Annotated in this window: 18 protein-coding genes; 5 read left to right on the top strand and 13 right to left on the bottom strand. The window is 54.8% G+C overall.

Annotation, left to right across the window (positions count from 1 at the left end; genetic code table 11):
* Nucleotides 1-68 precede the first annotated feature (68 nt).
* The 3 genes from AC1MDC_RS23730 to AC1MDC_RS23720 form a co-directional block, all read right to left on the bottom strand.
* Nucleotides 69-1,463, bottom strand: a complete 1,395-nt coding sequence (locus AC1MDC_RS23730) for an undecaprenyl-phosphate glucose phosphotransferase (protein WP_085700473.1) — start codon at nt 1,461-1,463, stop codon at nt 69-71.
* Nucleotides 1,464-1,845: 382 nt separating this feature from the next.
* Nucleotides 1,846-2,505, bottom strand: a complete 660-nt coding sequence (locus tag AC1MDC_RS23725; RefSeq protein ID WP_085704598.1) for a winged helix-turn-helix domain-containing protein — start codon at nt 2,503-2,505, stop codon at nt 1,846-1,848.
* Nucleotides 2,506-2,799: 294 nt separating this feature from the next.
* Complete coding sequence (locus tag AC1MDC_RS23720; protein ID WP_266201943.1) at nt 2,800-3,540, bottom strand: winged helix-turn-helix domain-containing protein; 741 nt, start codon at nt 3,538-3,540, stop codon at nt 2,800-2,802.
* A 507-nt stretch (nt 3,541-4,047) separates the two neighbouring features.
* Between AC1MDC_RS23720 and AC1MDC_RS23715 the strand changes: the two genes are divergently transcribed.
* Complete coding sequence (locus AC1MDC_RS23715) at nt 4,048-4,881, top strand: undecaprenyl-diphosphate phosphatase (RefSeq protein ID WP_085700470.1); 834 nt, start codon at nt 4,048-4,050, stop codon at nt 4,879-4,881.
* A 23-nt stretch (nt 4,882-4,904) separates the two neighbouring features.
* On the opposite strand, the gene dusA is transcribed toward AC1MDC_RS23715, so the two are convergent.
* A complete protein-coding gene (gene dusA, locus AC1MDC_RS23710; RefSeq protein ID WP_480393792.1) occupies nt 4,905-5,915 on the bottom strand; it encodes a tRNA dihydrouridine(20/20a) synthase DusA in 1,011 nt (336 codons plus the stop codon).
* Nucleotides 5,916-6,017: 102 nt separating this feature from the next.
* Between dusA and AC1MDC_RS23705 the strand changes: the two genes are divergently transcribed.
* A complete protein-coding gene (locus tag AC1MDC_RS23705; protein ID WP_480393791.1) occupies nt 6,018-7,142 on the top strand; it encodes a tyrosine-type recombinase/integrase in 1,125 nt (374 codons plus the stop codon).
* Nucleotides 7,143-7,349: 207 nt separating this feature from the next.
* On the opposite strand, the gene AC1MDC_RS23700 is transcribed toward AC1MDC_RS23705, so the two are convergent.
* Entirely contained in the window at nt 7,350-8,510 is a 1,161-nt protein-coding gene (locus tag AC1MDC_RS23700; protein ID WP_096795984.1) for an IS30 family transposase, read from the bottom strand.
* Nucleotides 8,511-8,773: 263 nt separating this feature from the next.
* Here AC1MDC_RS23700 and AC1MDC_RS23695 point away from each other — a divergent pair, with 263 nt between their 5' ends.
* A complete protein-coding gene (locus AC1MDC_RS23695) occupies nt 8,774-9,529 on the top strand; it encodes a bestrophin-like domain (RefSeq protein ID WP_480393790.1) in 756 nt (251 codons plus the stop codon).
* A 179-nt stretch (nt 9,530-9,708) separates the two neighbouring features.
* On the opposite strand, the gene AC1MDC_RS23690 is transcribed toward AC1MDC_RS23695, so the two are convergent.
* From AC1MDC_RS23690 to AC1MDC_RS23680, 3 genes are read right to left on the bottom strand one after another with little or no spacing between them, the layout of a single operon-like run.
* Nucleotides 9,709-10,383 (bottom strand): anti-sigma factor, encoded by a 675-nt coding sequence (locus AC1MDC_RS23690; RefSeq protein ID WP_480393789.1) that lies wholly within the window; start codon nt 10,381-10,383, stop codon nt 9,709-9,711.
* Nucleotides 10,380-11,015: a sigma-70 family RNA polymerase sigma factor gene (locus AC1MDC_RS23685; protein WP_480393788.1), complete on the bottom strand. Its 636-nt coding sequence runs from the start codon at nt 11,013-11,015 to the stop codon at nt 10,380-10,382. Before AC1MDC_RS23685 ends, AC1MDC_RS23690 begins: the two co-directional genes overlap by 4 nt.
* Nucleotides 11,016-11,070: 55 nt before the next feature.
* Nucleotides 11,071-11,664, bottom strand: coding sequence for a fasciclin domain-containing protein (locus tag AC1MDC_RS23680; protein WP_480393787.1), 594 nt, complete (start codon nt 11,662-11,664; stop codon nt 11,071-11,073).
* Nucleotides 11,665-12,076: 412 nt separating this feature from the next.
* On the opposite strand from AC1MDC_RS23680, the gene AC1MDC_RS23675 reads away from it, so the two are divergent.
* Both AC1MDC_RS23675 and AC1MDC_RS23670 read left to right on the top strand, forming a co-directional pair.
* Complete coding sequence (locus AC1MDC_RS23675) at nt 12,077-13,519, top strand: ATPase domain-containing protein (protein WP_480393832.1); 1,443 nt, start codon at nt 12,077-12,079, stop codon at nt 13,517-13,519.
* 23 nt (nt 13,520-13,542) lie between these two features.
* Nucleotides 13,543-13,905, top strand: coding sequence for a response regulator (locus AC1MDC_RS23670; protein WP_480393786.1), 363 nt, complete (start codon nt 13,543-13,545; stop codon nt 13,903-13,905).
* Between the two features lie 318 nt (nt 13,906-14,223).
* On the opposite strand, the gene AC1MDC_RS23665 is transcribed toward AC1MDC_RS23670, so the two are convergent.
* The 5 genes from AC1MDC_RS23665 to tssI form a co-directional block, all read right to left on the bottom strand.
* Nucleotides 14,224-15,216, bottom strand: a complete 993-nt coding sequence (locus AC1MDC_RS23665; RefSeq protein WP_480393785.1) for a hypothetical protein — start codon at nt 15,214-15,216, stop codon at nt 14,224-14,226.
* A 239-nt stretch (nt 15,217-15,455) separates the two neighbouring features.
* Nucleotides 15,456-15,677, bottom strand: coding sequence for a hypothetical protein (locus AC1MDC_RS23660; protein WP_095131298.1), 222 nt, complete (start codon nt 15,675-15,677; stop codon nt 15,456-15,458).
* 2 nt (nt 15,678-15,679) lie between these two features.
* Nucleotides 15,680-20,554 (bottom strand): RHS repeat-associated core domain-containing protein, encoded by a 4,875-nt coding sequence (locus AC1MDC_RS23655; protein WP_480393784.1) that lies wholly within the window; start codon nt 20,552-20,554, stop codon nt 15,680-15,682.
* A complete protein-coding gene (locus tag AC1MDC_RS23650; RefSeq protein WP_480393783.1) occupies nt 20,554-21,291 on the bottom strand; it encodes a DUF4123 domain-containing protein in 738 nt (245 codons plus the stop codon). Before AC1MDC_RS23650 ends, AC1MDC_RS23655 begins: the two co-directional genes overlap by 1 nt.
* On the bottom strand, nt 21,281-22,247 hold a 967-nt coding region (gene tssI, locus AC1MDC_RS23645), incomplete at its 5' end, for a type VI secretion system tip protein TssI/VgrG (protein WP_480393782.1). The genes AC1MDC_RS23650 and tssI, both read right to left, overlap by 11 nt.

The raw sequence follows: 22,247 nt of genomic DNA, 5'->3' as shown, positions 1-22,247 counted from the left end.
CCCAAATCCCGCCCACAAAAAAGGGGACTCTCGTCCCCTTGCGGTGTTGCCTTCTCAAGCCCTGCGTCTCAGTAAATATCCTTCGACAACAGGGTGAACGGCGTCTTCACCAGGATCTTCACATCCAGCCACAGCGACCAGTTGTTGATGTACTTCAGATCGATCTCGACGCGCTTTTCCATCTTGTCGAGGGTATCTGTCTCACCCCGGCAACCGCTGATCTGCGCCAGACCAGTGATGCCCGGTTTGATTCGGTGACGGGCCATGTAGGCGAGGATTTTGCCCGAGTAGTAGTTGTTGTGCGCCACGGCATGCGGACGTGGGCCGACCAGTGCCATGTGGCCTTGCAGCACGTTGAACAGTTGCGGCAGCTCGTCCAGTGACGTGCGACGGATGAAGCGACCGACCGGAGTGATGCGCGAATCGTTGCGGCTGGCCTGTTTGACTTCACGGTCATCGTGCACGCGCATCGAGCGGAATTTCCAGACCTTGATCACCTTGCCGTTCCAGCCGTGGCGATCCTGCTTGAAGAACACCGGGCCGGGCGAAGTGAGCTTCACCGCCAGCGCCACGGCCAGCAGCACCGGGCTCAACAGAATGATGGCCAACAGGGCGACGGCTTTTTCCACCAGGCTCTTGCTCAGCGCGGCGGTCGGGCGGCTGGTCAGCGGGCTTTCGTTGAGGTAGATCGCCGGCAGACCGTCCACGACTTTCACCGAATGGTTGAGCAGCGTCAGGCTGTTCAGGTCCGGCACCCAGACCACGTCAACGTTGGCATCCAGCAGGTCGACATACATCGCTTCGATTTTGGCGGCTTCCGACAGCGGCAATGTGATGTACAAGCGGCGGATGTCGTGAGCCTGGATCAGTTCGAGCAGTTCGTCCTGAGCGCCGACGACGCGTGGGGCGTCCGCTTCCAGGCCAGGGGTATCGCCGTTGCTGACCAGGCCGACCAGCGGCAGGTTTTCGTGCTGGCTCAACTTCTTCGCCAGGCCCAGAGCCAGTTCGCCGGTGCCGACGATCAGGGTCTTGTGTTCGCTTTTGCGCGAACGCTGGTAGAACTTCGAGAACGCATGCAGCGGTGCGTAAAGCAGCGCCTGGCCAAGGAAACCGTACACCGCCCATTCAAGGATGACTTGGCGGGAGAACAGTGCATCGGCCTTGCAGATGAAGGCGATGAACGCCAGCCCGGCCATGGTCATGAACCAACCCATGAACAGCCGTCCCAGCCCGGTCAGATAGTTGTCTCGTTTTCGATACGCGCCGCTGAATGTATAGGCCGGAACCGACGCCAGAACCGCGAGGATCGTGCACATCCGGTAATAGAACTCGACGGTTCCGGTGTGCTGTTCAGCCAGAAAGAACAACAGTGAAACAATGAAACTCTGTGCCAGCGCCCATTGGCCCCAAAAGGTCAGTCCCTTGAGGCCGGTGTTTCGATTGATACGAAGAGAAAGATCCATACGATATCCCCAAAAGACGTCCATTCAGGTTTCGACAGTAGAAAGCCGAGTTGTTAAGCAGACTTGTTATTGTTGTTTGAGCCAGTGTCCTGAGGTAACAACGCCGGTATGCGGAACTGTCATCAGTCAATAGACTAAGTTATTGCCGGGGATGCTGTCTGACGAGTTCTAACAAGATGGCACAGTGCCAACTTATTTGAAATTTCAATATTCAAACGTTAGAAAAGGTCGAAAGGCAGGGGGTGAATAATCAATCTTGTGTTTGCTATCGTAGGTGGGGTCAGGCGGCGGGTATAACCAGGGAGGGGTGAAACCAAACAGAGTGCTTTTTTATTTTTGTAATCGCACTTGTATCTGTTTGTCTTGGCGTGAGGAATATTGTTTAGGCAACAACTTCCTGGATCAGGCAGTAACCGCGATTGCGCACGGCGCGAAACAAACGTTCACCGTTGCTGGCGTTCTTGAACTTGTCTTGAAGACGGCTCAGGCACATTTCCAGTCCCCGGTATTGCTCCGGCTCGCGGCCGATGCTGAGGATCAGATCGTCCCGACTGACAACACGCTCTTCATGGTGCAGCATCTTGCGGACCAGTGCGGTTTCAAGCCCGGTGAGACTGATTTCGACGCCTTCTTTCGTCAATGCACCCTGATCATTGTCCAGATGCCAGGCTTCGGTGCACGGCGTGTCGGATTCGATCGTGCGGGAAGTATCGGTGGGGTTTTCGGACATGGCCGTGGAACTGTGGAATGAATGCGCCGATTGTGCGGCCAGCCATTCCGATTCGAGGGTGGCCAATATGCGCTGGGTATCATGTTCGATGCTGCGTGCGACATGCTTCCTTGTGCCGCGTGGGTAAGTGAACTCCATCAGCATCGGAGTGGAAGAGGGCGAAGCAACACCTTCAATAAACATTTGTGCCTGAGACGTGCCAAACGAATTGAAACGCTCGCTGGAGAGGATGTTCTCAAGTTCACGTTGCGACGCCGAGCTATTAGTCACGACAACAAAGTATTTTCTTGGGAGGGTTGTGCTGGTTTCCATGTCTCTCTCCTAAAGTACACACCAAATTTGGCGAAAAAAATAATGGGCAGGCGAGCAATGTTTTCCTCGGAAATAATCGATAGGCAGGGTCTGGGCCCAATAATGGCCCTCGATAAGTTCCACTCGGTCTGCTTTTAGAGTAATGGTTTATTGTTATGTTTAAGTGTTGCAGCGCTCATGCAAATGACAGCTTTTTATTAGATATGTGACGCAGTTAAAACAGTGAGACATCGGATTTTTAGTGCGTTGCATCAGACGTTCCCTCGTAAGCTGCAAAAAGAGTGATTCCCTGAATCAGGCGGTCGAGATCAACCCCCGCATCAGACGATAGCCATACCCGCGAATGCTCTGTATGGCGTTCGTACCGTACACGTCCTTGATTTTCCCACGCAAGCGGCTGATGGATTTTTCCAGCGCCCGAGGATCGTAGAAATGGGTGTTGAGCCCCATGATGCTGGCGATTTCATCATGGCTGAGAATGTGATTGCCGGTCTGCGCAAAGGCTTGCAGGATCTTCATTTCGGCAAAGGAAATATCGAGTTTCTTGCTGGTGTCCGAGAGGCAAATGCGGGTAGGGTCCAGCACCAGGCTGGTATCGCGTTGCCATTCTTCACTGTTGAAGAATTCGCCCAGCAGGTCACCGCTTTCATCGGACAAGGTATTGAGTTTGATACAGAAGTCGGCGCCGGCCAGGAAATACTTGATCTTGTTGAACGCGCCGCGCCCGGTGATCACCGCACAAATGATCGGCTTCAAGTTATCGCTGCGCAGGCTTTCCACCAATGCCAGGTTGTCTTCAAGCGCCTGAGGGCTGTCGATGACAATGAATATGGCCCGATACAAGCCGTGATATTCATTTTGCTGATATGAACTAGCGTAAGAGTCGGCCTCAATGGCCAGATCAGACTGCACGTGCTTGGCGATTAGCGCGCTAAAGTGTTCAGCCACGCCACGGGTACGACCCAGAGTGAGAACACCTGGTTCGTCGCTTGTGCGGCGCGGGCTTCTAGTCGCTAAGTTACCTGTGAGCATCATGCATTGACTCGAATAAGGTGCTGACATCGGGATGTTAAAGCACCGGTTCTCGTCTGTGACTGACAATTGGTAACATTTGCGCGGATTTTAGACGTGGCTCCCGAGTTTTCTAACAATAATTAAGCGATTCAAGCTTTTAGTTGATTTTTTCGGGGCTGTTAACTAACGAAATTGGCGGCTTTAGATGGTGGCAATATGGAATGGTGCCACTATTTTGTAATTATCGCGACCTGTTTTTATGTCCCTTGGCCACCACTCAACTGCATACGTATCAGAGCAGTGTGAGCTGGGTCACATTTTATGTGGCGGCCCGTCTTTTGGCTATAACGTCGACAAGTTCACATACGGACGTTTATTAACATGCCTTGAGTGTGGCTTTTGATAAGACATATTCTCCGTCCCCGAGTCGGGCAATGGGTATGCATCTGCCAATTGTTTTACTTCAGATACTCAATGCCTGAATGCATTTAACGGCGCGCCGTAAAAGAGCGTGCCGACGGAGGATTAATGGATTTACTGACCTTGTTCAAGGTGCTGATACTCGGGGCGGTAGAAGGCCTGACCGAGTTCCTGCCCATTTCCAGTACGGGCCACCAGATTATTGTTGCCGATTTGCTGGAGTTCGGCGGCGAACGCGCCATGGCGTTCAACATCATTATTCAACTGGGCGCCATTCTGGCCGTGGTCTGGGAATTTCGCCCGAAGATCTTCGAAATCGTCAAAGGCCTGCCGACCCAGAATAATGCGCAACGTTTTACTCGCAATCTGCTGATCGCCTTTTTCCCGGCGGTCATTCTCGGCGTGTTATTCGCCGACACGATTCATGAATACCTGTTCAACCCGATCACCGTTGCCGTTGCCCTGGTCGTGGGCGGTATCGTGATGTTGTGGGCCGAGCAGCGCGATCATGCAGTGAGTGTCGACCATGTAGACGACATGAAATGGGCTGATGCGCTGAAGATCGGTTGCGTGCAATGTCTGGCGATGATTCCGGGCACGTCGCGCTCCGGTTCCACTATCATCGGCGGTCTGCTGTTCGGCCTGTCACGCAAGGCCGCCACGGAGTTCTCATTCTTCCTGGCGATGCCGACCATGGTCGGCGCTGCGGTGTATTCCGGCTACAAGTACCGCGAACTGTTCCAGAGCAGCGACCTGCCGGTCTTCGCCCTGGGGTTCGTCGTAGCGTTCATCTTCGCAATGATCGCCGTGCGCGGCCTGCTGAAGTTCATTGCCAACCACAGCTACGCCACTTTCGCCTGGTACCGCATCGCCTTCGGCTTGCTGATCCTCGCGACCTGGCAATTTGGCTGGGTCAACTGGACGGCGGCCGCAGCCGCCTGACCCTCAGCCGCTCAGGCCGGGCCTCAACGCCCGGCCAGCAACTCCGCCGCCTGATCCAGCAACGCCAGCGGGTCCTTGGCCTTGTGGATATCCACCGACAACAACTGACGAAACTTGCGCGCCCCCGGGAACCCGGTGCCCAGGCCCAGCACATGCCGGGTGATGTGATGCATCGCGCCGCCGGCCAGCAAATGCTCGGCTATATAAGGCCGCAACTGCGCCAGCGCCTCGGCCCGAGAAATCACCGGCGCCGAACTGCCGAACAACTGCTGATCCACCTCGGCCAGCAGATAAGGATTGTGATACGCCTCGCGCCCCAGCATCACCCCGTCAAAGGTCTGCAAATGCTCATGGCAGGCCTCCATCGTCTTGATCCCGCCGTTCAGAATGATCTCCAGCTCCGGAAAATCAGCCTTCAACCGCGCCGCCACGTCATAACGCAACGGCGGAATGTCCCGGTTCTCCTTCGGCGACAACCCCTCCAGAATCGCAATCCGCGCATGCACCGTAAAACTCGTGCACCCGGCATCCCGCACCGTCCCGACGAAATCGCACAGCTGCTCATAACTGTCCCGCCCGTTGATCCCGATCCGATGCTTCACCGTCACCGGAATTGACACCGCATCACGCATCGCCTTCACACAATCCGCCACCAACTGCGGATGCCCCATCAGGCACGCCCCGATCATATTGTTCTGCACCCGATCACTCGGGCAGCCAACGTTCAGATTCACCTCGTCGTAACCGTGCTCCTGCGCCATGCGTGCGCAAGCGGCCAGGTCCAGCGGAACACTACCGCCCAACTGCAACGCCAGAGGATGTTCGGCCTCGTTGTGACGCAGGAAACGCTCGTGATCGCCATTGAGCAACGCGCCGGTGGTGACCATCTCGGTGTAGAGCAGGGCGTTTTTCGACAGGATGCGTAGGAAGTACCGGCAGTGGCGGTCAGTCCAATCCATCATGGGTGCAATGGAGAACCGTCGAGACAGCGTAGAGCCTGTGTTTGTTGGGTATGTAGCTGATTTCTGTACCATTTTGCTCTACGTGTTTTAAGCTGATTTCAGGGGGTAATTGGGCGTTTTTTGAGATTGGTTGGTACAATGTACCAATCACTATCCAAATTGTACCAGTTGACTATGGCCACGATCAGAGCACGGAAACGCACCGACGGCACCACCAGTTACACGGCACAGATACGCCTGTTTCGCGATGGGGCGCAAGTTTACCAAGAGAGCCAGACCTTCGCCCGAAAACAGGCCGCGCAGGCTTGGGTGCGTAAAAGAGAAAGCGAACTGGATGAGCCAGGCGCGATCGAGCGAGCGAACCGACCAGGGGCGAAGGTCAAGGAAATGATCGATCGCTACCTGGCCGAGATGACCAAGGCGCGCCCTCTGGGGAAAACGAAGCTCGGCACGTTGAAGGCGATCAGCGAATCCTACTTGGGGAAGTTGAACGACAGAGATGTAAGCAGCCAGCACCTGGTCGAATATGCGTTGTGGCGCATGGGCAAGGAGGGCGGGGGCGTTCAGCCTCAAACCGCCGGTAACGATCTTGCACACCTGGGCGCGGTTCTCTCGATCGCTCGGCCCGCATGGGGGTATGAGGTGGATCCGCACGCAATGGCGGACGCCCGCCGAGTGTTGAAAAAGCTCGGTTACAACATGAAAAGCCGCGAGCGCGATCGCCGGCCTACCTTGGAAGAGCTCGACAAACTGCTGACGCACTTTGGAAGTATTCAAAGCCGTCGTCCGACTTCTATCAACATGCTAAAGCTGACGGGCTTCGCGTTGTTTTCCACACGTAGGCAAGAAGAGATTACCCGGATCCGGTGGGATGACTTGGATGAAGCAGGCCATCGGGTTCTGGTTCGCGACATGAAGAACCCTGGGCAAAAAATCGGTAACGACGTCTGGTGTCATTTGCCGCCAGAAGCATGGAAGATCCTTCAGACCATGCCTAAAGTGTTGCCTGAGATTTTTCCTTACAGCGCTGAGTCAGTGTCCACGTCCTGGACAAGGGCCTGCAAAATCCTCGGTATTGAGGATCTGCACTTTCACGACCTGCGCCACGAAGGTGTCAGTCGCCTTTTCGAGATGGACTGGGATATTCCGAGAGTAGCGAGCGTGTCGGGACACCGAGATTGGAACTCGATGCGCCGCTATACCCACTTGCGTGGGCGAGGGGACTTATATGCAACATGGGAGTGGCTCGAGCGAATCTTGCAAGCCCCTGTGAAGTTGGGCGCCAAAACGTTGAAATGAGGCAGTAACCGCACTACATGGGCTCATATGTTTGTGCTGAAAAAATTGCTGGCTATTGGCTTGGACATTATTGAACTACAGCGAAAATAGATTTTTTGAGGCGAGGGATTCGATCATCATTGAATCGCCCCGGAGTATCTAGACACTTCGAACGGCTGATTCTGGTCGAAAGCGGTCGTCCGTGAGTGACAGCTATCGGCTGTGGATTCAACCGGTCGACGCAACAGATTGGCTAAATCGTTCTGCCGGTGTTTCGTAGTCTAGTGTTTTCCGAGGGCGGCTATTTAGCTGCCTTGCCACTTCATTGAGTGTGGCTTGCGAGTGCTCCGCAAGGTCGGTTCCTTTCGGGAAGTACTGCCTTAACAACCCGTTGGTGTTCTCATTTGATCCTCGTTGCCAAGGACGATGAGGATCGCAGAAGTAGACCTTGATGTCGGTAGCCACCGTAAAGCGTTTATGGTCAGCCATCTCTTTGCCGCGATCCCAGGTCAGCGATTTGTAGAGTTCTTGGGGTAAGTTACGGGCGTTTTCAATTAGGGCGCTGATTACCGTCTCGCTATCCTTTCCGTCCAATTTCACCAGCATTACGTAGCGGGTATGTCGCTCAACAAGAGTGGCAATTTGGCTGTTCCTGCTACCGCACAGCAGGTCGCCTTCCCAGTGACCTGGCACCGCCCGATCCTTAGCCGCGGCCGGGCGTTCGCGGATCGATACAGCGTCAGTAATTCGGCCGTGATTTTCTTTCTTCTGCGTGTGATGGCGCGAGCGACGCATGGCCCGTGTGCGCCGTAAATGCTCAAGCAACTCCTTCTTCAGAGCCCCGCGAGCCTGTATGAAGAGCGTGCGATAGATCGTCTCGTGTGACACCTGATAGCTCGTATCGTCCGGGTACGTACGCTTCAACCAACCGGCAATTTGTTCCGGTGACCACTGCAATTGAAGCTTGTCTGCAACAATTTGCGCCACCGTTCGGTTCTCAACAAGTTTGCAGACCTTGGGTCGATGGGCGCGATCCCAGGCAGCCTGATCAGCTTGATTAGCCCGGTAGCATCCTTGGCCACCGTTGCGTCTGATCTCACGACTGATCGTAGAGGCTGCTCGCCCTAGCAGCGCGGCCATGGAACGGATCGAGTTACCTGCCACCACTGCACGCGAAATCTCTTCGCGCTCAGCCAACGTCAGCGCCAATCTTGACCTGCGGCGTACAGCGGGTCTGATACCGCCTGTTTCCGCCAAAATGCGCTGTATCGATGAGTGGTTTCGATCAAATAGTTGGGCGATGTGCTGGAGAGAGTCGCCTTTCTGCCAGTGATCCCACATCAGTTTTTTCTGGCTTTCGGTGTAATAGATCCGAGGTCTCTGCTTCATCTGCAACACTCCTTCTGCTTACACAGAATTTAGTTGTGTTGCGTCGACCGGTTGAATCCACAGCCAAAAGCAGACGGTCGTGAACCGTTGCTTCTAACGATCGGCAGAGTTCGAACGATATCTACCTATGAACAGCGCATGCGTTCACATCAATAATGGAGTCATTCCCGACGTGCAGACGCAGGATCTGCCGAGCAGAATTCGCAGAGATTCGATCGGTCTATCCTTCAAGACTTGACTCCAATTTATCAGGGCGCTGATGTATGAATTCTCTCTGGATCGCACTAGCCATTTTTGGGTGCCTCGTGGCTGCCTCGCTTCTTATGATGCAGTGGTATCCAAAGCTGGCATCCCACCACCGGGATGACGATACCAACTCCGTAATTCGTTTAGTAGCCAATATTTTTGTGGTTATGACATCGCTGGTCTTTGGCTTGATGATCAACTCTGCCAAAAACACTTTCGAGTCGATTGACGCAAACTTCCATGGGTATGCAACCAGCATGATCATTTTTGATCGGACACTGCGGGGCTATGGTGATGTGGCGCAAGATACGCGAAATCGGCTTATCACCTACCTTGAGCGCGCTATCGAGACCCCGTATCGGGGAGACGAGGCGCTGCAGCATCGTAACAGCGAGGCGGCTAAATATCTGGATGATATAGGCAAGTCTTTGGCTCTTATAAAGCCTCCGGACCGATACCATGAAACAATGCTTCAGGATATTCGTCAGCAATATCATTCGCTCATCGAGCAACGCTGGAGGATCGTCGAGCAGTCAGAGGGCGCGATTCCTGGCCCGCTTATTGGGATGCTTGCTGCCTGGTTGACGCTCATTTTCGCCAGTTTCGGATACCGCGCTCCCCGTAATTCGATGGTGATAGGAATGTTCATCATCTCGTCATTCCTCATTGCGGCTTCCGTTTACCTTGTTTTGGACATGGACGTGCCATTTCATGGCCCCATCCAGATATCCGACGAGCCCCTGCGCAGGGCGCTCGCAGTCATGCAACTCTAGTGGCAACAAACGCGCTGGCGTTCTGAGTCCTGGCCTCGACGCGGACCAAGCCGAAGTCCGCTTCCGGCCAGGAGCTGCCGTTTATGTTCATGAGATCAGATGCACTGAATAAGGATTCTGGGCGACCGAGCAGTGAGCCGTTTAATCACTAAAAAGATTAACGATTTGCTGGCCCTGAGTTATAGCGCTGTAAGAACGCCCTGATACAGCACCGGACCAGTCGGCTGTCCTGTTGGCGATCCACCCTCGGGTTCAAGACTGATGGCCAACGTGATGGACTCACCAATAAGCGCTTTCTGCGCACTGCCCAACTTGATATCCCCGTTTCCGCCTGGGGGTATCACCCCCAGCGAAACAGGCTTTCCATCTGAAGGAATAACCCACATTTCCAAGCTACGATTTTTTTCTATCTTCGCCAAAGCCAGCGGTTGGATTTTTAGATAATTCTCGTGCGCTTCAATGCTCATCCACGACTGTGCGTCGGCACTACGCAACGTTGCACTGTAGCGAACTTCGTCACGGTTATAGATAACGCTCAGTGTTACTGCTGCTACCAGTGAACATGTTGCAATCGTCACCCGGAGCCAGCTCCAGAATGGTCGCTTCACAGGCAACTGCATTGTTTGCGGATCTATACGCGCCGTAACTCCGCGCCATACACGATCCGGTACAGGTGATTCAGGCAGAGACTGGGTAAGGCTCGCAAGGCTTTCCCGCCATTGCGAAAGTTCTGCGCGAAGTTCCGAGTCCTCCAGTAAAAGCTGCTCAAAGCGCCGGCGTGCGGCTGGTGGCATCAACCCAATGGCATAATCTGCGGCAAGTGCGCGACGAAGACTTGGAGTTTGGTAGTTCATGACTCGAGACACCTGCGCAACCGCTCCATGCCTCGGCGAATCCAAGACTTTACTGACCCGAGCGGTGCCGACAGGTGCTCGGCCAGCTCTGAACAGGAAAGCCCTTCAAAATAAGCAATGGTGATTGATTGACGTTGCATCCCTTCGAGCTCATCTAGGCACCGATTCAATGAAGTGGTCTCACGGGAGCTGTTCAATTGTTCATGTGCCGAGGGGCTATCGTCTACCAGCATCTGCTCGTCGAGATCACCCAGCGGACGTTCGCGACGCTTTCGCAATTGGTCGATGGCCTGATTTCGCGTGATATTGATCATCCAGGTCATCGGCGCCGATAGTTGCGATTGGTAGCGTGAAGCATTGTTCCAGATACGCACAAAACTTTCCTGTAGCACCTCCTCAGCCAGATCTGGGCGTCCCATGAACCGCAGCGCCACGCCATGCAGACGCGGACTCACGCTACGATACAGCGCTTCAAAAGCGCGTCGGTCACCCAAGGAACATTGGGCTAAAAGGTTTTTGAGTTGGTCAGTGTCGGCGATGGGAATAGCCTTTCTCCAAACGATTGGGTCGTGAGGTCCTAAAAGTCGATTGCAGCCAGAGGTTAGCCCACGGCGCGCGGTTGTTCCATTCACGGGTGGGCTCCTCGGAAGACTCGCCGGTCACGCTGAAAACGACCGGCGACGCCGGTCAACTTTTCGGCATCAGGACCTTGTCGATGACCTGTATCACACCGTTCGACTGGTATACGTCATAAGTACTGATGTCGGCGACGTCGCCCTTCTCATCTTTGATGGTGATGTTGTGCGGACCATTCATCATTGCCCACAGTTTTCCGCCCGAGACGGTGGTCAGTTCGGTCTTGCCACCTCCGGCCTTGATCTTTTCGGTAAGGGTGGCCATGTCCAGTTTGCCGCTCACGACGTGGTAAGTAAGGATCTTGGTGAGGGTTGCCTTGTTTTCCGGTTTGAGCAACGTATCGACGGTTCCGGCGGGCAGAGCTGTAAACGCTGAGTTGACCGGTGCGAATACGGTAAAAGGCCCCTTGCCCTTGAGGGTGTCGACCAGACCGGCAGCTTTGACAGCGGCGACCAAGGTGGTGTGATCTGCGGAATTTACTGCGTTATCGATGATGTCCTTGCTGGGCAACATGCTTTGGCCCCCTACCATTACGCTGTCGTGACTCATCGATGCAGCCTGCGCACCATTGAGCATTAAGCCGGTACCGGCCGCTAAGGTCAGAAGGCCCGCAATCAATGGCGTTTTGATCGAAATACGTTTCATCGTGATGATCCTTTGTGAGGAAAATCGGCCAGAAAAGTCTGTCCGTGCTTGATATACGCGGCGGCGTTCGGAATGGATGCAGTAGCGTCTTTTTTTTGCAGAATTTGTGAGTGAGTGATCCTAGGGCCACTATCCGTTAGGCAAGGTGGCTATACCCCTGCTGGAAGCTCAGTTTTGAGGAACAATGCTTTTGGCCGAAAGCATTCATCCGCGAGCGGCTACTACCGGCTCGATGCGGACATCGGCAAGCGACTGCTGTTGGTCAGAAGCGGACTCACTTAAGCCACTCATACCACCGTGATGCGGCGTTGCCGGCCCAGATTTCAACTCGCCCTGAATGGCTACGAAACAAGAATGGCGGTAGCATTCGAGCCACTCGGCTAAAACAGCCTGTTTTTCAGATCAGGGTCGCATTGTGCAAAAGCTAAAACGCCTCCAAAGTGGAATCGAAGGGCTCGACGCTCTGCTCAAGGGAGGTCTGGTCGCAGGCGCTTCATACATAATCCAAGGGCGCCCTGGGTCTGGGAAAACGATCCTCGCCAACCAGCTTGGGTTTCATCATGCGAACAATGGAGGCCGGGTTCTCGTCGCCACGCTGCTGGCTGAGTCCCATGATCGTCTATTTCAGTTTCTTTCCACCCTGAGCTTTTTCGACTCTTCCAAGGTCGGCGCCGAAATTCAATTTGTCAGCGCGTTTGACACTCTGGAAAACGAAGGGCTGGATGAGGTAGTGAAACTGCTTCGGCGCGAAATCAGCCGTCAGAAAGCCACAGTTATGGTTGTGGACGGTTTGCTCAATGCACGCTCGAAAGCCGATTCTCCCATCGACACCAAGAAGTTCATCTCGGAGCTACAAGGGCATGCAGCTTTCGCTGGCTGCACCGTGCTATTTCTCACCAGTTCCCGGCTCGACGATGGCAGTCCTGAGCACACGATGGTTGATGGTGTGATTGAGATGGGTGAGGAGCTGTATGGCACTCGCTCAGTGCGTCGAATTCAGCTTCGTAAAACTCGTGGCAGTCCAGCAATGACCGGCCTCCACGAGTGCGAAATCACCGAAGATGGCCTTGTGGTTTATCCGCGACTCGAAAGCCTTTACAGCCATCCGTCCTCTCCAGACAGCGCGGATATGACGCGTATCGCCAGTGGCATTAAATCACTGGACGACATCTTGGGAGGCGGTCTGCACAGCTCCAGCGTGACTCTTGTCATAGGCCCCTCAGGGATTGGGAAAACGACCCTTGGCCTCAAGTTTCTGGCTGAGTCGACAGCGGAAGCTCCGGGCCTACATTTTGGCTTTTACGAAAGTCCACAACGGCTGCGGCTCAAAGGCCAATCGCTGGGTATCGATATCAAGGGAATGGAAGACAGCGGAGCGCTGAGCATTGCCTGGCAGCCTACTACGGAAGGCCTATTGGATGGGTTAGGTGCACGACTGCTGAGTCTCGTTGAAGAAAAGGGCATCAAGCGTGTGTTCATCGATAGCCTGAGCGGCATGACTCGCGTTACGACAAATCCGGCGCGGATAACTGATTTTTTCAGTTCTCTGATGAACGAGCTTCGATCCAGAGGCGTTACGGTATTCGCATCCTGGGAAATGCGCGATTTATTTGGCTCCGAGGTCAGCGCACCAAACTCTGACCTGTCTAGCATCGTCGACAATCTGATGTTGATGCGATTCGCTGAGAATCACTCTGAACTAAGCAGAACGCTTTCCATTCTTAAAGTACGAGACAGCTCTTACGACCCCTCGCGATTCGAGGTCGTCATCCGTGATCAAGACGTTTTCCTGAAAAAGGCTTCAAGACATGAACCATCAGTACCCACTGAGTCAACGCCCGGTTCAAGATCTTAAGCCTTTGTGCGGGTTGAATTAACATGACCACCATCCTGGTCGTCGATGACGAGTATCTGATCGCTGACATTCTCAGTTTCGCGCTGGAGGATGAGGGCTTCATGGTGGTGACGGCCAGCAATGGCCAAAAGGGGCTCGAGGTACTTGATAGAGAACGTCCGGATTTGATCATCACCGACTTTATGATGCCGGTAATGGATGGCTTGGAGTTCGCGACAGCCGTCCGAGTCCTTCCTTCCTGTCAGGATTTGCCGATTATTTTGATGAGTGGCGCTCAGGCGCACATAGGCATGCGGAGATCGGATCTGTTTGACGCGGTACTGCCAAAGCCATTCAGTATTGACGCGATTACTGCCGAAATTAGAAAGCTACTTTCTCTCGAATAGACTTGTGCCGTGCTGATGATCACCACAATTCATCTTAGATTTTGCCTCACTGCGGGAGCCCGCCTAGGTGGGCTTTTTCATTTCAGTCAACAGCAGTCATAGAGTTTCCACGTTTACAGTCGTCACATGCTGTTTCTGGGCGTATGCGGTCGCATGAGAATGTCCGCTTCTGGCCGATAGCAGTCGCTTCCGACCGTCCGCTTATGGCCGATAGCAGTCACCGACAAGCGCCATCACTCCCGTTCAAACCGCCTCACCAAAAAATGGGGACGAATTAATTATAGAAAAAATAAATTCGTCCCAATTTTTGACTCTACTTCAGAGTGAATTGCTTCGAGTGAGACCGAGACTCAACCCCTTCGGAAGATTTTCAATCGCGATAAGTGCTAAGTTATCGGTGATGATCCGATCATCATTCAGTAACACAAACGACGGTGCCCACAGAAGGGTTTCTTTATCGAATTCATAGACCATTTGCCGACTTATCTTTCCTTGAGATTTCAGCCCGGAAATTAACCGCGCTGCTTGAGCCGCCGCACCGGCCAATGCATCCATGGCTTCATGAAGCTTTTTCTCATCCCTACCTCTGAATAAAAATGAGACCTGGCAGCCGTCTTGATGTGAGTGAAAGTCGAGTATGGGGTTACGTCTATCGGACATTCGACTAAGCAGTTTCCGAAACCAGGCATGTATTCCTGCATAGGAAGCTTTTCCCGCCTCAGTCGCTATCGCAGTTACGAATGGGTTCCAAACAAGGAGAACATAGGGAAGGCCAACCCTGATGAGCTCTTGCAATGAATCAGCTGCATTGTGCGACAGCTCGGAACGCTCGACTCTAACGGGCGAGTCATTCGTAACCTGATCCAACCAATGTTCATCTACCTCCCTTGCATCCGTCGCGATCTCGATCCATACATCCTCCAAAAGACTTGGAAGCTGTTTAGGAGGCGAAACGGAAAAGCCAACATCTATCCCCAAACCACGAAAACTCAAAACGTCTCCTCCTGAGTAATAGCCCAGGATTGCGCCGACAAACTTTCGACCGTCGGGACTTTCAAATGATGCACTTTCCAGCAATTGTCCCTTTGGACGTCCGGGATCGTGATTCTCAAGAAGTGTGAACGGATTGCAGTTTATCTTTGTAACTAATCTGTCCGGATCGACAGCGACCAGCAGTTGGCCATCTGAGCCGCGCGCGTCCGTCCAGATCACCGCGCGCGCAATTTCGCCAAATTTTCCCTCCTGGTGTCGACGCTCAGCCTCTTCCGCCCATTTGATGGCGGCAGGCGTTTCTTCAAAAAAATCAGACATGGATTCCATACCTTCCGGAGCAACGTGTCAAAAGTACAAGATAGACTCAACCATTAGCATACGTCCGCTTTTGGCCGACAGCTGCCCGTCTTCAGTGGTAGCTATTTGGGTAATGCGAGATATCAGAATGTGGGGCTTGAATGAGCCAAACGGCTTGCGCTGCTCTAACCAAGCTTGAACGGACACTGATCGAAGGCGTTCATATTTCAACCGTTCGCCCGCTACCAATACGTTTCGTCTCACCCATACATGTACAAAAGGTCGTCGATCAGCTCAAGCTCCTGCTGTGTGTACTGAACCTTGTTGTACCGTCTAATATCCTCAAGCACACCCCTGATCGGAACTTGCCGCGAAGGATCCTGAACAATTTCGATCAGCCGGTCGTAATCCGGATCTCTTCCCTTGAGGTATTTTTCAATCAGTTCTTTGAGCGCTACGCGCGCTTCTAGATCGGTCAGCACTGTTACTTCTCCGGCAAAATCGTGACTTCATCCACTTTGATTACAGTGGGATTACCCGGTTTGGGGATGAGTTGCTGGGCACCGCCAGTACCGTACTCGGGATACGCTTTGGTGAACGGTTCCAGGTTAGGACCTTTGCCACCAAGTTCGTACGGCACTGTAGCGTTGGGCACACCATCTTTGTAGAGTTGAAGCGTGTCAAACTTCAAACGTAGACGCCCATCACTCCATGCCGGATCAGGGTCAGCCGCAGTAACGTGCTTCGGTGCTCGTACTTGGAAGGCCTCCGTTGCCGCGTCCCCCGTCTCGAATTTTTCAAAACCAAAATACGACAGCCTTGCTTCCTGGGTGTTGATAGTGTTCTGCGCGTGAGTGTTCACCGTTCCATCAGCATTCTTGTAGCCCATATACCGGTACCCAGTAGCAGGCAAAGTCGAGTCCGGCCCAGATGGTCCGACATAGAAGTCTGGCTTCGACTCGACGATTGCCGGTGGGGTGACGTCGCCAGTCTTTACGCTGGAGTCTGCGAGGGTAGGGGTGGTGCTCGGAGAAGATGTACTTCCTGGCTTCGGGCAGTTCGCAGCGGGTTTCAACGGTGCCTTTTTCGCGACGCCAGATGCCATCCTGGTAATCGCCCTAAACATCAGACCAAGCGGATCTACCCAGCCGGTAGGGTTGGGGGCGTACTGGTAGTTGTTCAGTCCACCTGCAAGCTTTACCGGGTCGGGGGTTAGAAACCGTCCTGTACTTGGGCTGTAGTAGCGGTGGCGGTTGTAATGAAGCCCACTCTCTGCGTCGAAATATTGACCTTGAAACCGCAGCGGGTTGTCGATCTCCGCGACATCCAGCGCAGCCAGGTTGCCATAGGCTCGAAATTTGGCCGACCACATGATCGTGCCGCTGTAGTCGGTGAGTTCCTGCGGTGTGCCCAGGTGATCGAGCTGGTAGTAGAGCGGCGTTGCTTTCAGAGGGCCTTCACCGTCGAGCATCGCCAAGGGGCGAAAGCTGTCCGGCTCATAGACATAGGTGCGATAACGATTGTCACCGCTTTCTACGACGAGCCGTTCGCCTTGCCAGAGAAATTCGGTGGTGTGGCCATCGACTGTTTTCTCGATACGTCGACCGAAGGCATCGTACTTGTAGGTCGCGATACTGCCGCCGGGTAGGCTGACGCCGATCAAGCGATGCTGGCAGTCATAGCGGTATTCAGTGACGAGCTTCTGCCCGTTACCTCGGCGCTCGCGAATCAGATTTCCGTAGGCGTCGTAGTCGTAGTGACGGTCGCCCTGCATGAGCAGCCGGTTGCCTTGGATGTTCGCAAGGTTGGCGGTGCCCTCGTTGTTTTGGCCCAGCAGATTGCCAGCTGGGTCGTGTACGAAGCTTTCCGGTGTCGCGCCACGCACGCTGATCAAGCGGTCCAGCGGGTCGTAGTGGAAGCTGCGGTTGCCCTTGCGGCTGTCGTCGATACCAGCGAGGTTGCCGTTGGCGTCGTAGTTGTAGCGACGCTGGAAAAGGTTTTTCTCGCGTTGGCTGACGCTGTGCGCTTGCAGGCGGCCTTGTTCGTCATATTGATACTGGCTGAGCAACAGGCCTTGCTGGCGTTGCTGTTCGCGACCACCGCTGAACTGGTGAGACGTCAGGCGCGAGCCATTGAGATCGATGCCGCTGAGCATGCCGCCGGGTTGGTGGCGGTAGTCGAGTTTGCTGCCATCGGGCAGGCGGCAGTGCTTGAGCTGGCCGACGCTGTCGTACTCATAACGCAAGGTGCCCCAGCCCTGATGTTCGGTGACGAGGCGATCTTGCAGGTCGTATTCGTAGGCGAGCGGCCAGTGTCCGTCGTCGACGTTGACCAGGCGGCCGAGGGCGTCGTAGCTGTAGTGGATTTCTTCGCCGTCGGGAAGCGTCTTCACCAGAAGCCTGCCAGCCGCATCACGTTGGTATTCAGTCACCAACTCGCTGCCGTCATCGCCGAATTCCGTTTTCTTCAGCAGCTTGCCGTTGAGGTCGTACTCGTATGCAGTGCGACGACCGTCGAAGCCGGTTTCCTGCTGGATAAGGCCGTTCGAGTAGTAGTCGAGTTTGTAATGCTCACCACGTTCGTTTTCGATCTCGGTCAACAACAGGCGTGAGTTGTCGTAGCGATAGCGCAGTTCACTGCCATCCGGGTTGATGCGGCGGCTGACAAGTTGCAAGTTGTCGGCGTATTCGTAACGGGTGATACGGCCCAGTTCATCGCGCTCGGCTGTAACTTTTCCGTAGGCGTTATAGGTGTAAGTGCGGGTCGCACCGCCGGGCTGTGTGGTCTGCGTCAAGCGGCCAGCCGCATCCCATTGGTAATGGGTGATCGAGCCGTGTTCGTCCTGGCGGGTGATCTGACGACCCAGTGCGTCGTAGCGGTATTTACGTCGACCACCATCAGGCAACGCTTCCTCGAGCAATTGGCCCAGTCCATTCCAGGCGAGCTGATGCCGGCCACCGTCTGGATGAATGATCTCCAGCACACGACCTTGGGCATCGTAGCTGTAGTGTGTTTCGTTGCCGTCAGGATCTGTCTGGCCGGTGATATCGCCTTGGCTATTACGCCGGTATTTCCAGCTCGCTTTGCCGCGATGAATCTCACTCACAAAGCCATGTCGATATTCGTAGAACGTCGGTGCATCTTCAGGAGGAATAACAACGGCAAGCAAACCGGCGTCGTTGTAACGGTACTCAGTGATCGCGCCGAGGGGATCCTTTTCTGCAATTAGCCGGCCTTTGTCGTCATAGGCTTTCTGTGTTTGAGCTCCGTCAGCAGCGGTCTCGCTGATGAGTCGAGCATTTTCGTCATGCACATAAACTTGCTCGCTACCATCAGCGTTTGTAACGGTAACCTTGCCGGCATCGTCCCAAGCGTACTGCGAATCCATCTGCGAAAAACTGGCCCAGTGACGGATGCTGCGTGACGATTTGCCTTCGTTTTCCCACTCCCAGAAAAAGCTCGCACCACCGGCCAGTTGTCGTTCCAAAATGACGTGCTGGTCGTTGTAACGGTAGTGCTCAGTTTCACCAGCGGCATTGGTGGCGCTGATAAGCTGGCCTTGTGCGTTGTACCGATAGGTCACCAGCGTTTGAACGGTGATCCATGGCTCTTGCCGTTGACCCTGGTCCGTGTACTCAGCACGGCGCTGCTGATAATCCACGGCAACGATATGACGATCTTCGTGGCGGACTAACAGGGAGCGTCCGGCGTTGTTGTCGATGCGCTGGATTCGGTCAGCGAGGTCGTAACTCAGTTGTAACTGGTTGTTGTACGCGTCACTGATGGTGATCAAGCGGCCGGCACGGAAGTGAAAAAAGCGCGGATTCTGCCCGGCCTGCGTCAGGATGAGTTCGCCTGGTGTCGATCCCAGGTAGATGGCCGCTTTCGACAGACTGTTGATGATGGCGGGACGTTGCTGCGTCGGCATGGGAAAGCGAGTGGTTCGGTTTTCGTTATCCGTCCACAGGACGCCTTCATCATCCAGATCCAGTCGATGAGAAAGCGCGTGACTCCATCCAAACCCAAGGCGGCTATCGATCTCGACCGCACTGGTGCGATAAAGGCGCGTCCACTCAAACGGTAGCAGGCCATCGAGTTGGCCATCGGTGAGAGTCAGTAATTCTTCGCCCGTGACCATCGAGACCGGGCAACCGTTGGTGCAGGTGTCCTGCGCCGGCGCCGCACTCTTGTCGTCAGGATTCTTCGATTGTTTCGAGGCGTCATCAGGGCGCTTGCCGTGTTCAACGGTCGCATTACGTTTGCCATCAAAGCGTAGCTGCGCGACTCCTTTTTCTACCCGCGTCGCTACTCCACGTGCGGCGACCGCGACGTATTTACCGACGTAACCCATGAAGCCTTTGATGATGCTAAACAACGACTTCACGAATCCTGTAACAGCCTTGACGATGATCTGGCCGTACTTCGCTAAACGTGCGGCCAGATAAAACAGCCCGGCACCTTCTGCCGCGACGGTCAGGACGACCGAAATCACGATGTCGATGAGAATTCCGATAACGGCAGCGGATGTCATCTTCGCCGTTTGGCCTGCGGCTTGTGTCGGTGGCAATGCTGAAACCCAGATTGAAGCGCAATGCACCATCAAGAACAGTGCGGCCTCGTCGCTAGCAAGCAACATGGCCTTTTTCATCACGTCTGGCGCCTCTTTGGCCAGCTTGATCAATTCCTCTGCACCGGCCCCTAAATCCTGTGCGAACTTTTTAGGGTTTTGAAGGATGTCCAAGGCCTTCGAGATGCCGTCCCACACGCCTTTGATAGCTTCCCATCCTCCTTCGAGAATGCCGACCCCAATTGCCATCGCTTTGGCTGAGGCACTCTGATTTGACCACTGCGGTTTGAAGCCTGCCCATTCTTTGCGCAGAAATCCTTCTAGATCGGCAGCTAAGTCGTCATAGGATTTGAACAGGGTGTCGATCTGCGCAGGCGTCACCTGATCGTGGACGTGGATCTTGTAGGATTTGCCAGGTTGACCCTGAAAGCTGCCTTTACCCTGATTATCCAGGGTAATCGTCGACTTGGCGCCTCCATCCACCGCTATGATGTCGACCTTGATATCGCCGATAGGGATGTCGAAAACCGATTCGAATTTGCTCTCTATCAGCAGTGGCCCTACAAGTGGGCACTTGGCGACGTATGAAAAATCATCATCAGTCATGCTGACGGACTTGCTGGAGTCTCCAGCCTTGATCACGCGCTCCATACCGAGCAGGGAGGGCATGTCTGCCGCTCGGCTGGCTTTGTCAGCAAGCTGTGCGTACCAGCTCTTGGTTTCCTCGCGGTACAGCTTGAGGCTGTTTTTGAAGGAGTCCAATTGGGTTTCGATAGTGGCAACGCGATCCATCAGCCTTGCTCCAGAATCAGGTGGTTTAACAGTGCTTCTTTAAGGTTGTCCGGAGCATCCGGGCGACGCACGAAGTGGGTGATCTTCAATTTCAGATTGTTCTCGGGCCATGCGGTGTAGAGGTCCGGGCGTGCTTCTTCGAGCCATTGCATCAAGTTGCCGATCAACGTCGTCTGATCCTCTTTCGCCAACTGATCCAGCAACCCCTTCGACACCTCCCACCACGGCCAATCCTTCGCCTTCGGCACCACCCGCGGCCCGACTTCCAGGCTCCGCCCATTAATCAGATACCGCTCAAACACCGGCAGCACTTCCCCGGCCGTCTCACCCAACCCTTCAAGAATCGGATAGATATGCCGCCCATCCCAGAACCGGAAAAACACTTCGGTCCCGTCCGGCATTTTCACCTGGGTCAAACTGCGCAGATGTTCGAAAACTTCGTTGGGTTCGGAGCGGGAGACGGCCAGCCAGCCCCAGTCGAGGGCGTCGGTTTCGGTGATCCAGGGCAGGAACGCTGAGTTGGCCTTGAGTTCGGCGACGTAGGGCATCACCGGTTGCCAGGTGGAGTAGGGTGTTCCACCCCAGACGGGAATGGCCTGGACGGACGGTTCGCTCTGATACAAGGCCTTGAGCGCTTCGGCATCACTGGCGGCGCTGACGATCAGATACAGACGTTCGTCTTTTTGCAGCGGCTGTTGTGCCAGCCAGTCTTTGGGTGTCAGTCGATTAGATGGCACAGGCACCTGCCTTGCATTTTTCGCACTCTTCGCAGAACGGTGCATTACGTTTGAGGGTGTTGATTTGCGCCGGGGTCAGTACGGCACCAGCCTTGTCCGCATCCGCCTGCTTCAACACGCCCGGCATCAACGGCGCAGCACTGGTGCCGCTGCCCGGTCCACCACCGGAGTTGATGTTGATCGCCGGCCCGCTCATGGTCACGCCGCCGCCATCGATTTTGATGAAGCTGCCACCGCCGACCAGCGTCAGTTCGGCCCCAGCCTCCAGCACCACCTTCATCCCGCTGCTCAGGTGAATTTCCTGGCCGGCGTCGATGAATTGCCCGGTGCCGATCTTGATGTGCTGGTTCACGCCCACGGTCAGGTGGTCGTTGGCCCGTGCTTCGACTTTGCGGTCTTCATAAACCGTGTGGTGTTCTTCGGCCTTGAATTCCGTGTAGCTGTTCTTTTCCACGACGTCGTGGCGTTCGTTGCCGACGCGGATTTTCTGGTCGTGTTCGATGTTCTCGTCCCAGTCGCGCTGGGCGTGGAGGAAGATCTGCTCCTGGCCTTTCTTGTCTTCGATGCGCAGTTCGTTGAAGCCGCCGCCACCCATCGAGCTCAGGGTCTTGAAGGTGGTGCGGGTCTTGTTTGCCGGCAGGGCGTACGGGACGGTGTTTTCCTTGTGGTACAGGCAGCCGCTGATCAGCGGCTGGTCGGGGTCGCCCTCGAGGAACGTCACCAGCACTTCCATGCCGATGCGCGGGATGGCGATGCCGCCGTACTGGGCGCCGGCCCAGGCGGAAGACACGCGCAGCCAGCAGCTGGTCTTGTCGTCGGCCTGGCCGTCGCGGTCCCAGTGGAACTGGACTTTCACGCGGCCGTATTCGTCGCAGTGGATTTCTTCGCCTTTTGGCCCGGTGACCACGGCGCTCTGGCTGCCGAGGATGCGCGGTTTCGGGTGGCGCAGGGGCGGG

The sequence above is a fragment of the Pseudomonas sp. 1 genome (genome assembly GCF_056626735.1).
Note: the sequence above shows the minus strand (reverse complement) of the source record. Positions and strands in the feature narration are given on the sequence as shown.

What these genes read in the sequence shown, in the direction of transcription:
- AC1MDC_RS23730 (WP_085700473.1), bottom strand. Translation starts at nt 1,463, where the DNA reads ATGGATCTTTCTCTTCGTATCAATCGAAACACCGGCCTCAAGGGACTG.
- AC1MDC_RS23725 (WP_085704598.1), bottom strand. Translation starts at nt 2,505, where the DNA reads ATGGAAACCAGCACAACCCTCCCAAGAAAATACTTTGTTGTCGTGACT.
- AC1MDC_RS23720 (WP_266201943.1), bottom strand. Translation starts at nt 3,540, where the DNA reads ATGATGCTCACAGGTAACTTAGCGACTAGAAGCCCGCGCCGCACAAGC.
- AC1MDC_RS23715 (WP_085700470.1), top strand. Translation starts at nt 4,048, where the DNA reads ATGGATTTACTGACCTTGTTCAAGGTGCTGATACTCGGGGCGGTAGAA.
- dusA (WP_480393792.1), bottom strand. Translation starts at nt 5,915, where the DNA reads ATGGTACAGAAATCAGCTACATACCCAACAAACACAGGCTCTACGCTG.
- AC1MDC_RS23705 (WP_480393791.1), top strand. Translation starts at nt 6,018, where the DNA reads ATGGCCACGATCAGAGCACGGAAACGCACCGACGGCACCACCAGTTAC.
- AC1MDC_RS23700 (WP_096795984.1), bottom strand. Translation starts at nt 8,510, where the DNA reads ATGAAGCAGAGACCTCGGATCTATTACACCGAAAGCCAGAAAAAACTG.
- AC1MDC_RS23695 (WP_480393790.1), top strand. Translation starts at nt 8,774, where the DNA reads ATGAATTCTCTCTGGATCGCACTAGCCATTTTTGGGTGCCTCGTGGCT.
- AC1MDC_RS23690 (WP_480393789.1), bottom strand. Translation starts at nt 10,383, where the DNA reads ATGAACTACCAAACTCCAAGTCTTCGTCGCGCACTTGCCGCAGATTAT.
- AC1MDC_RS23680 (WP_480393787.1), bottom strand. Translation starts at nt 11,664, where the DNA reads ATGAAACGTATTTCGATCAAAACGCCATTGATTGCGGGCCTTCTGACC.
- AC1MDC_RS23670 (WP_480393786.1), top strand. Translation starts at nt 13,543, where the DNA reads ATGACCACCATCCTGGTCGTCGATGACGAGTATCTGATCGCTGACATT.
- AC1MDC_RS23665 (WP_480393785.1), bottom strand. Translation starts at nt 15,216, where the DNA reads ATGTCTGATTTTTTTGAAGAAACGCCTGCCGCCATCAAATGGGCGGAA.
- AC1MDC_RS23655 (WP_480393784.1), bottom strand. Translation starts at nt 20,554, where the DNA reads ATGGATCGCGTTGCCACTATCGAAACCCAATTGGACTCCTTCAAAAAC.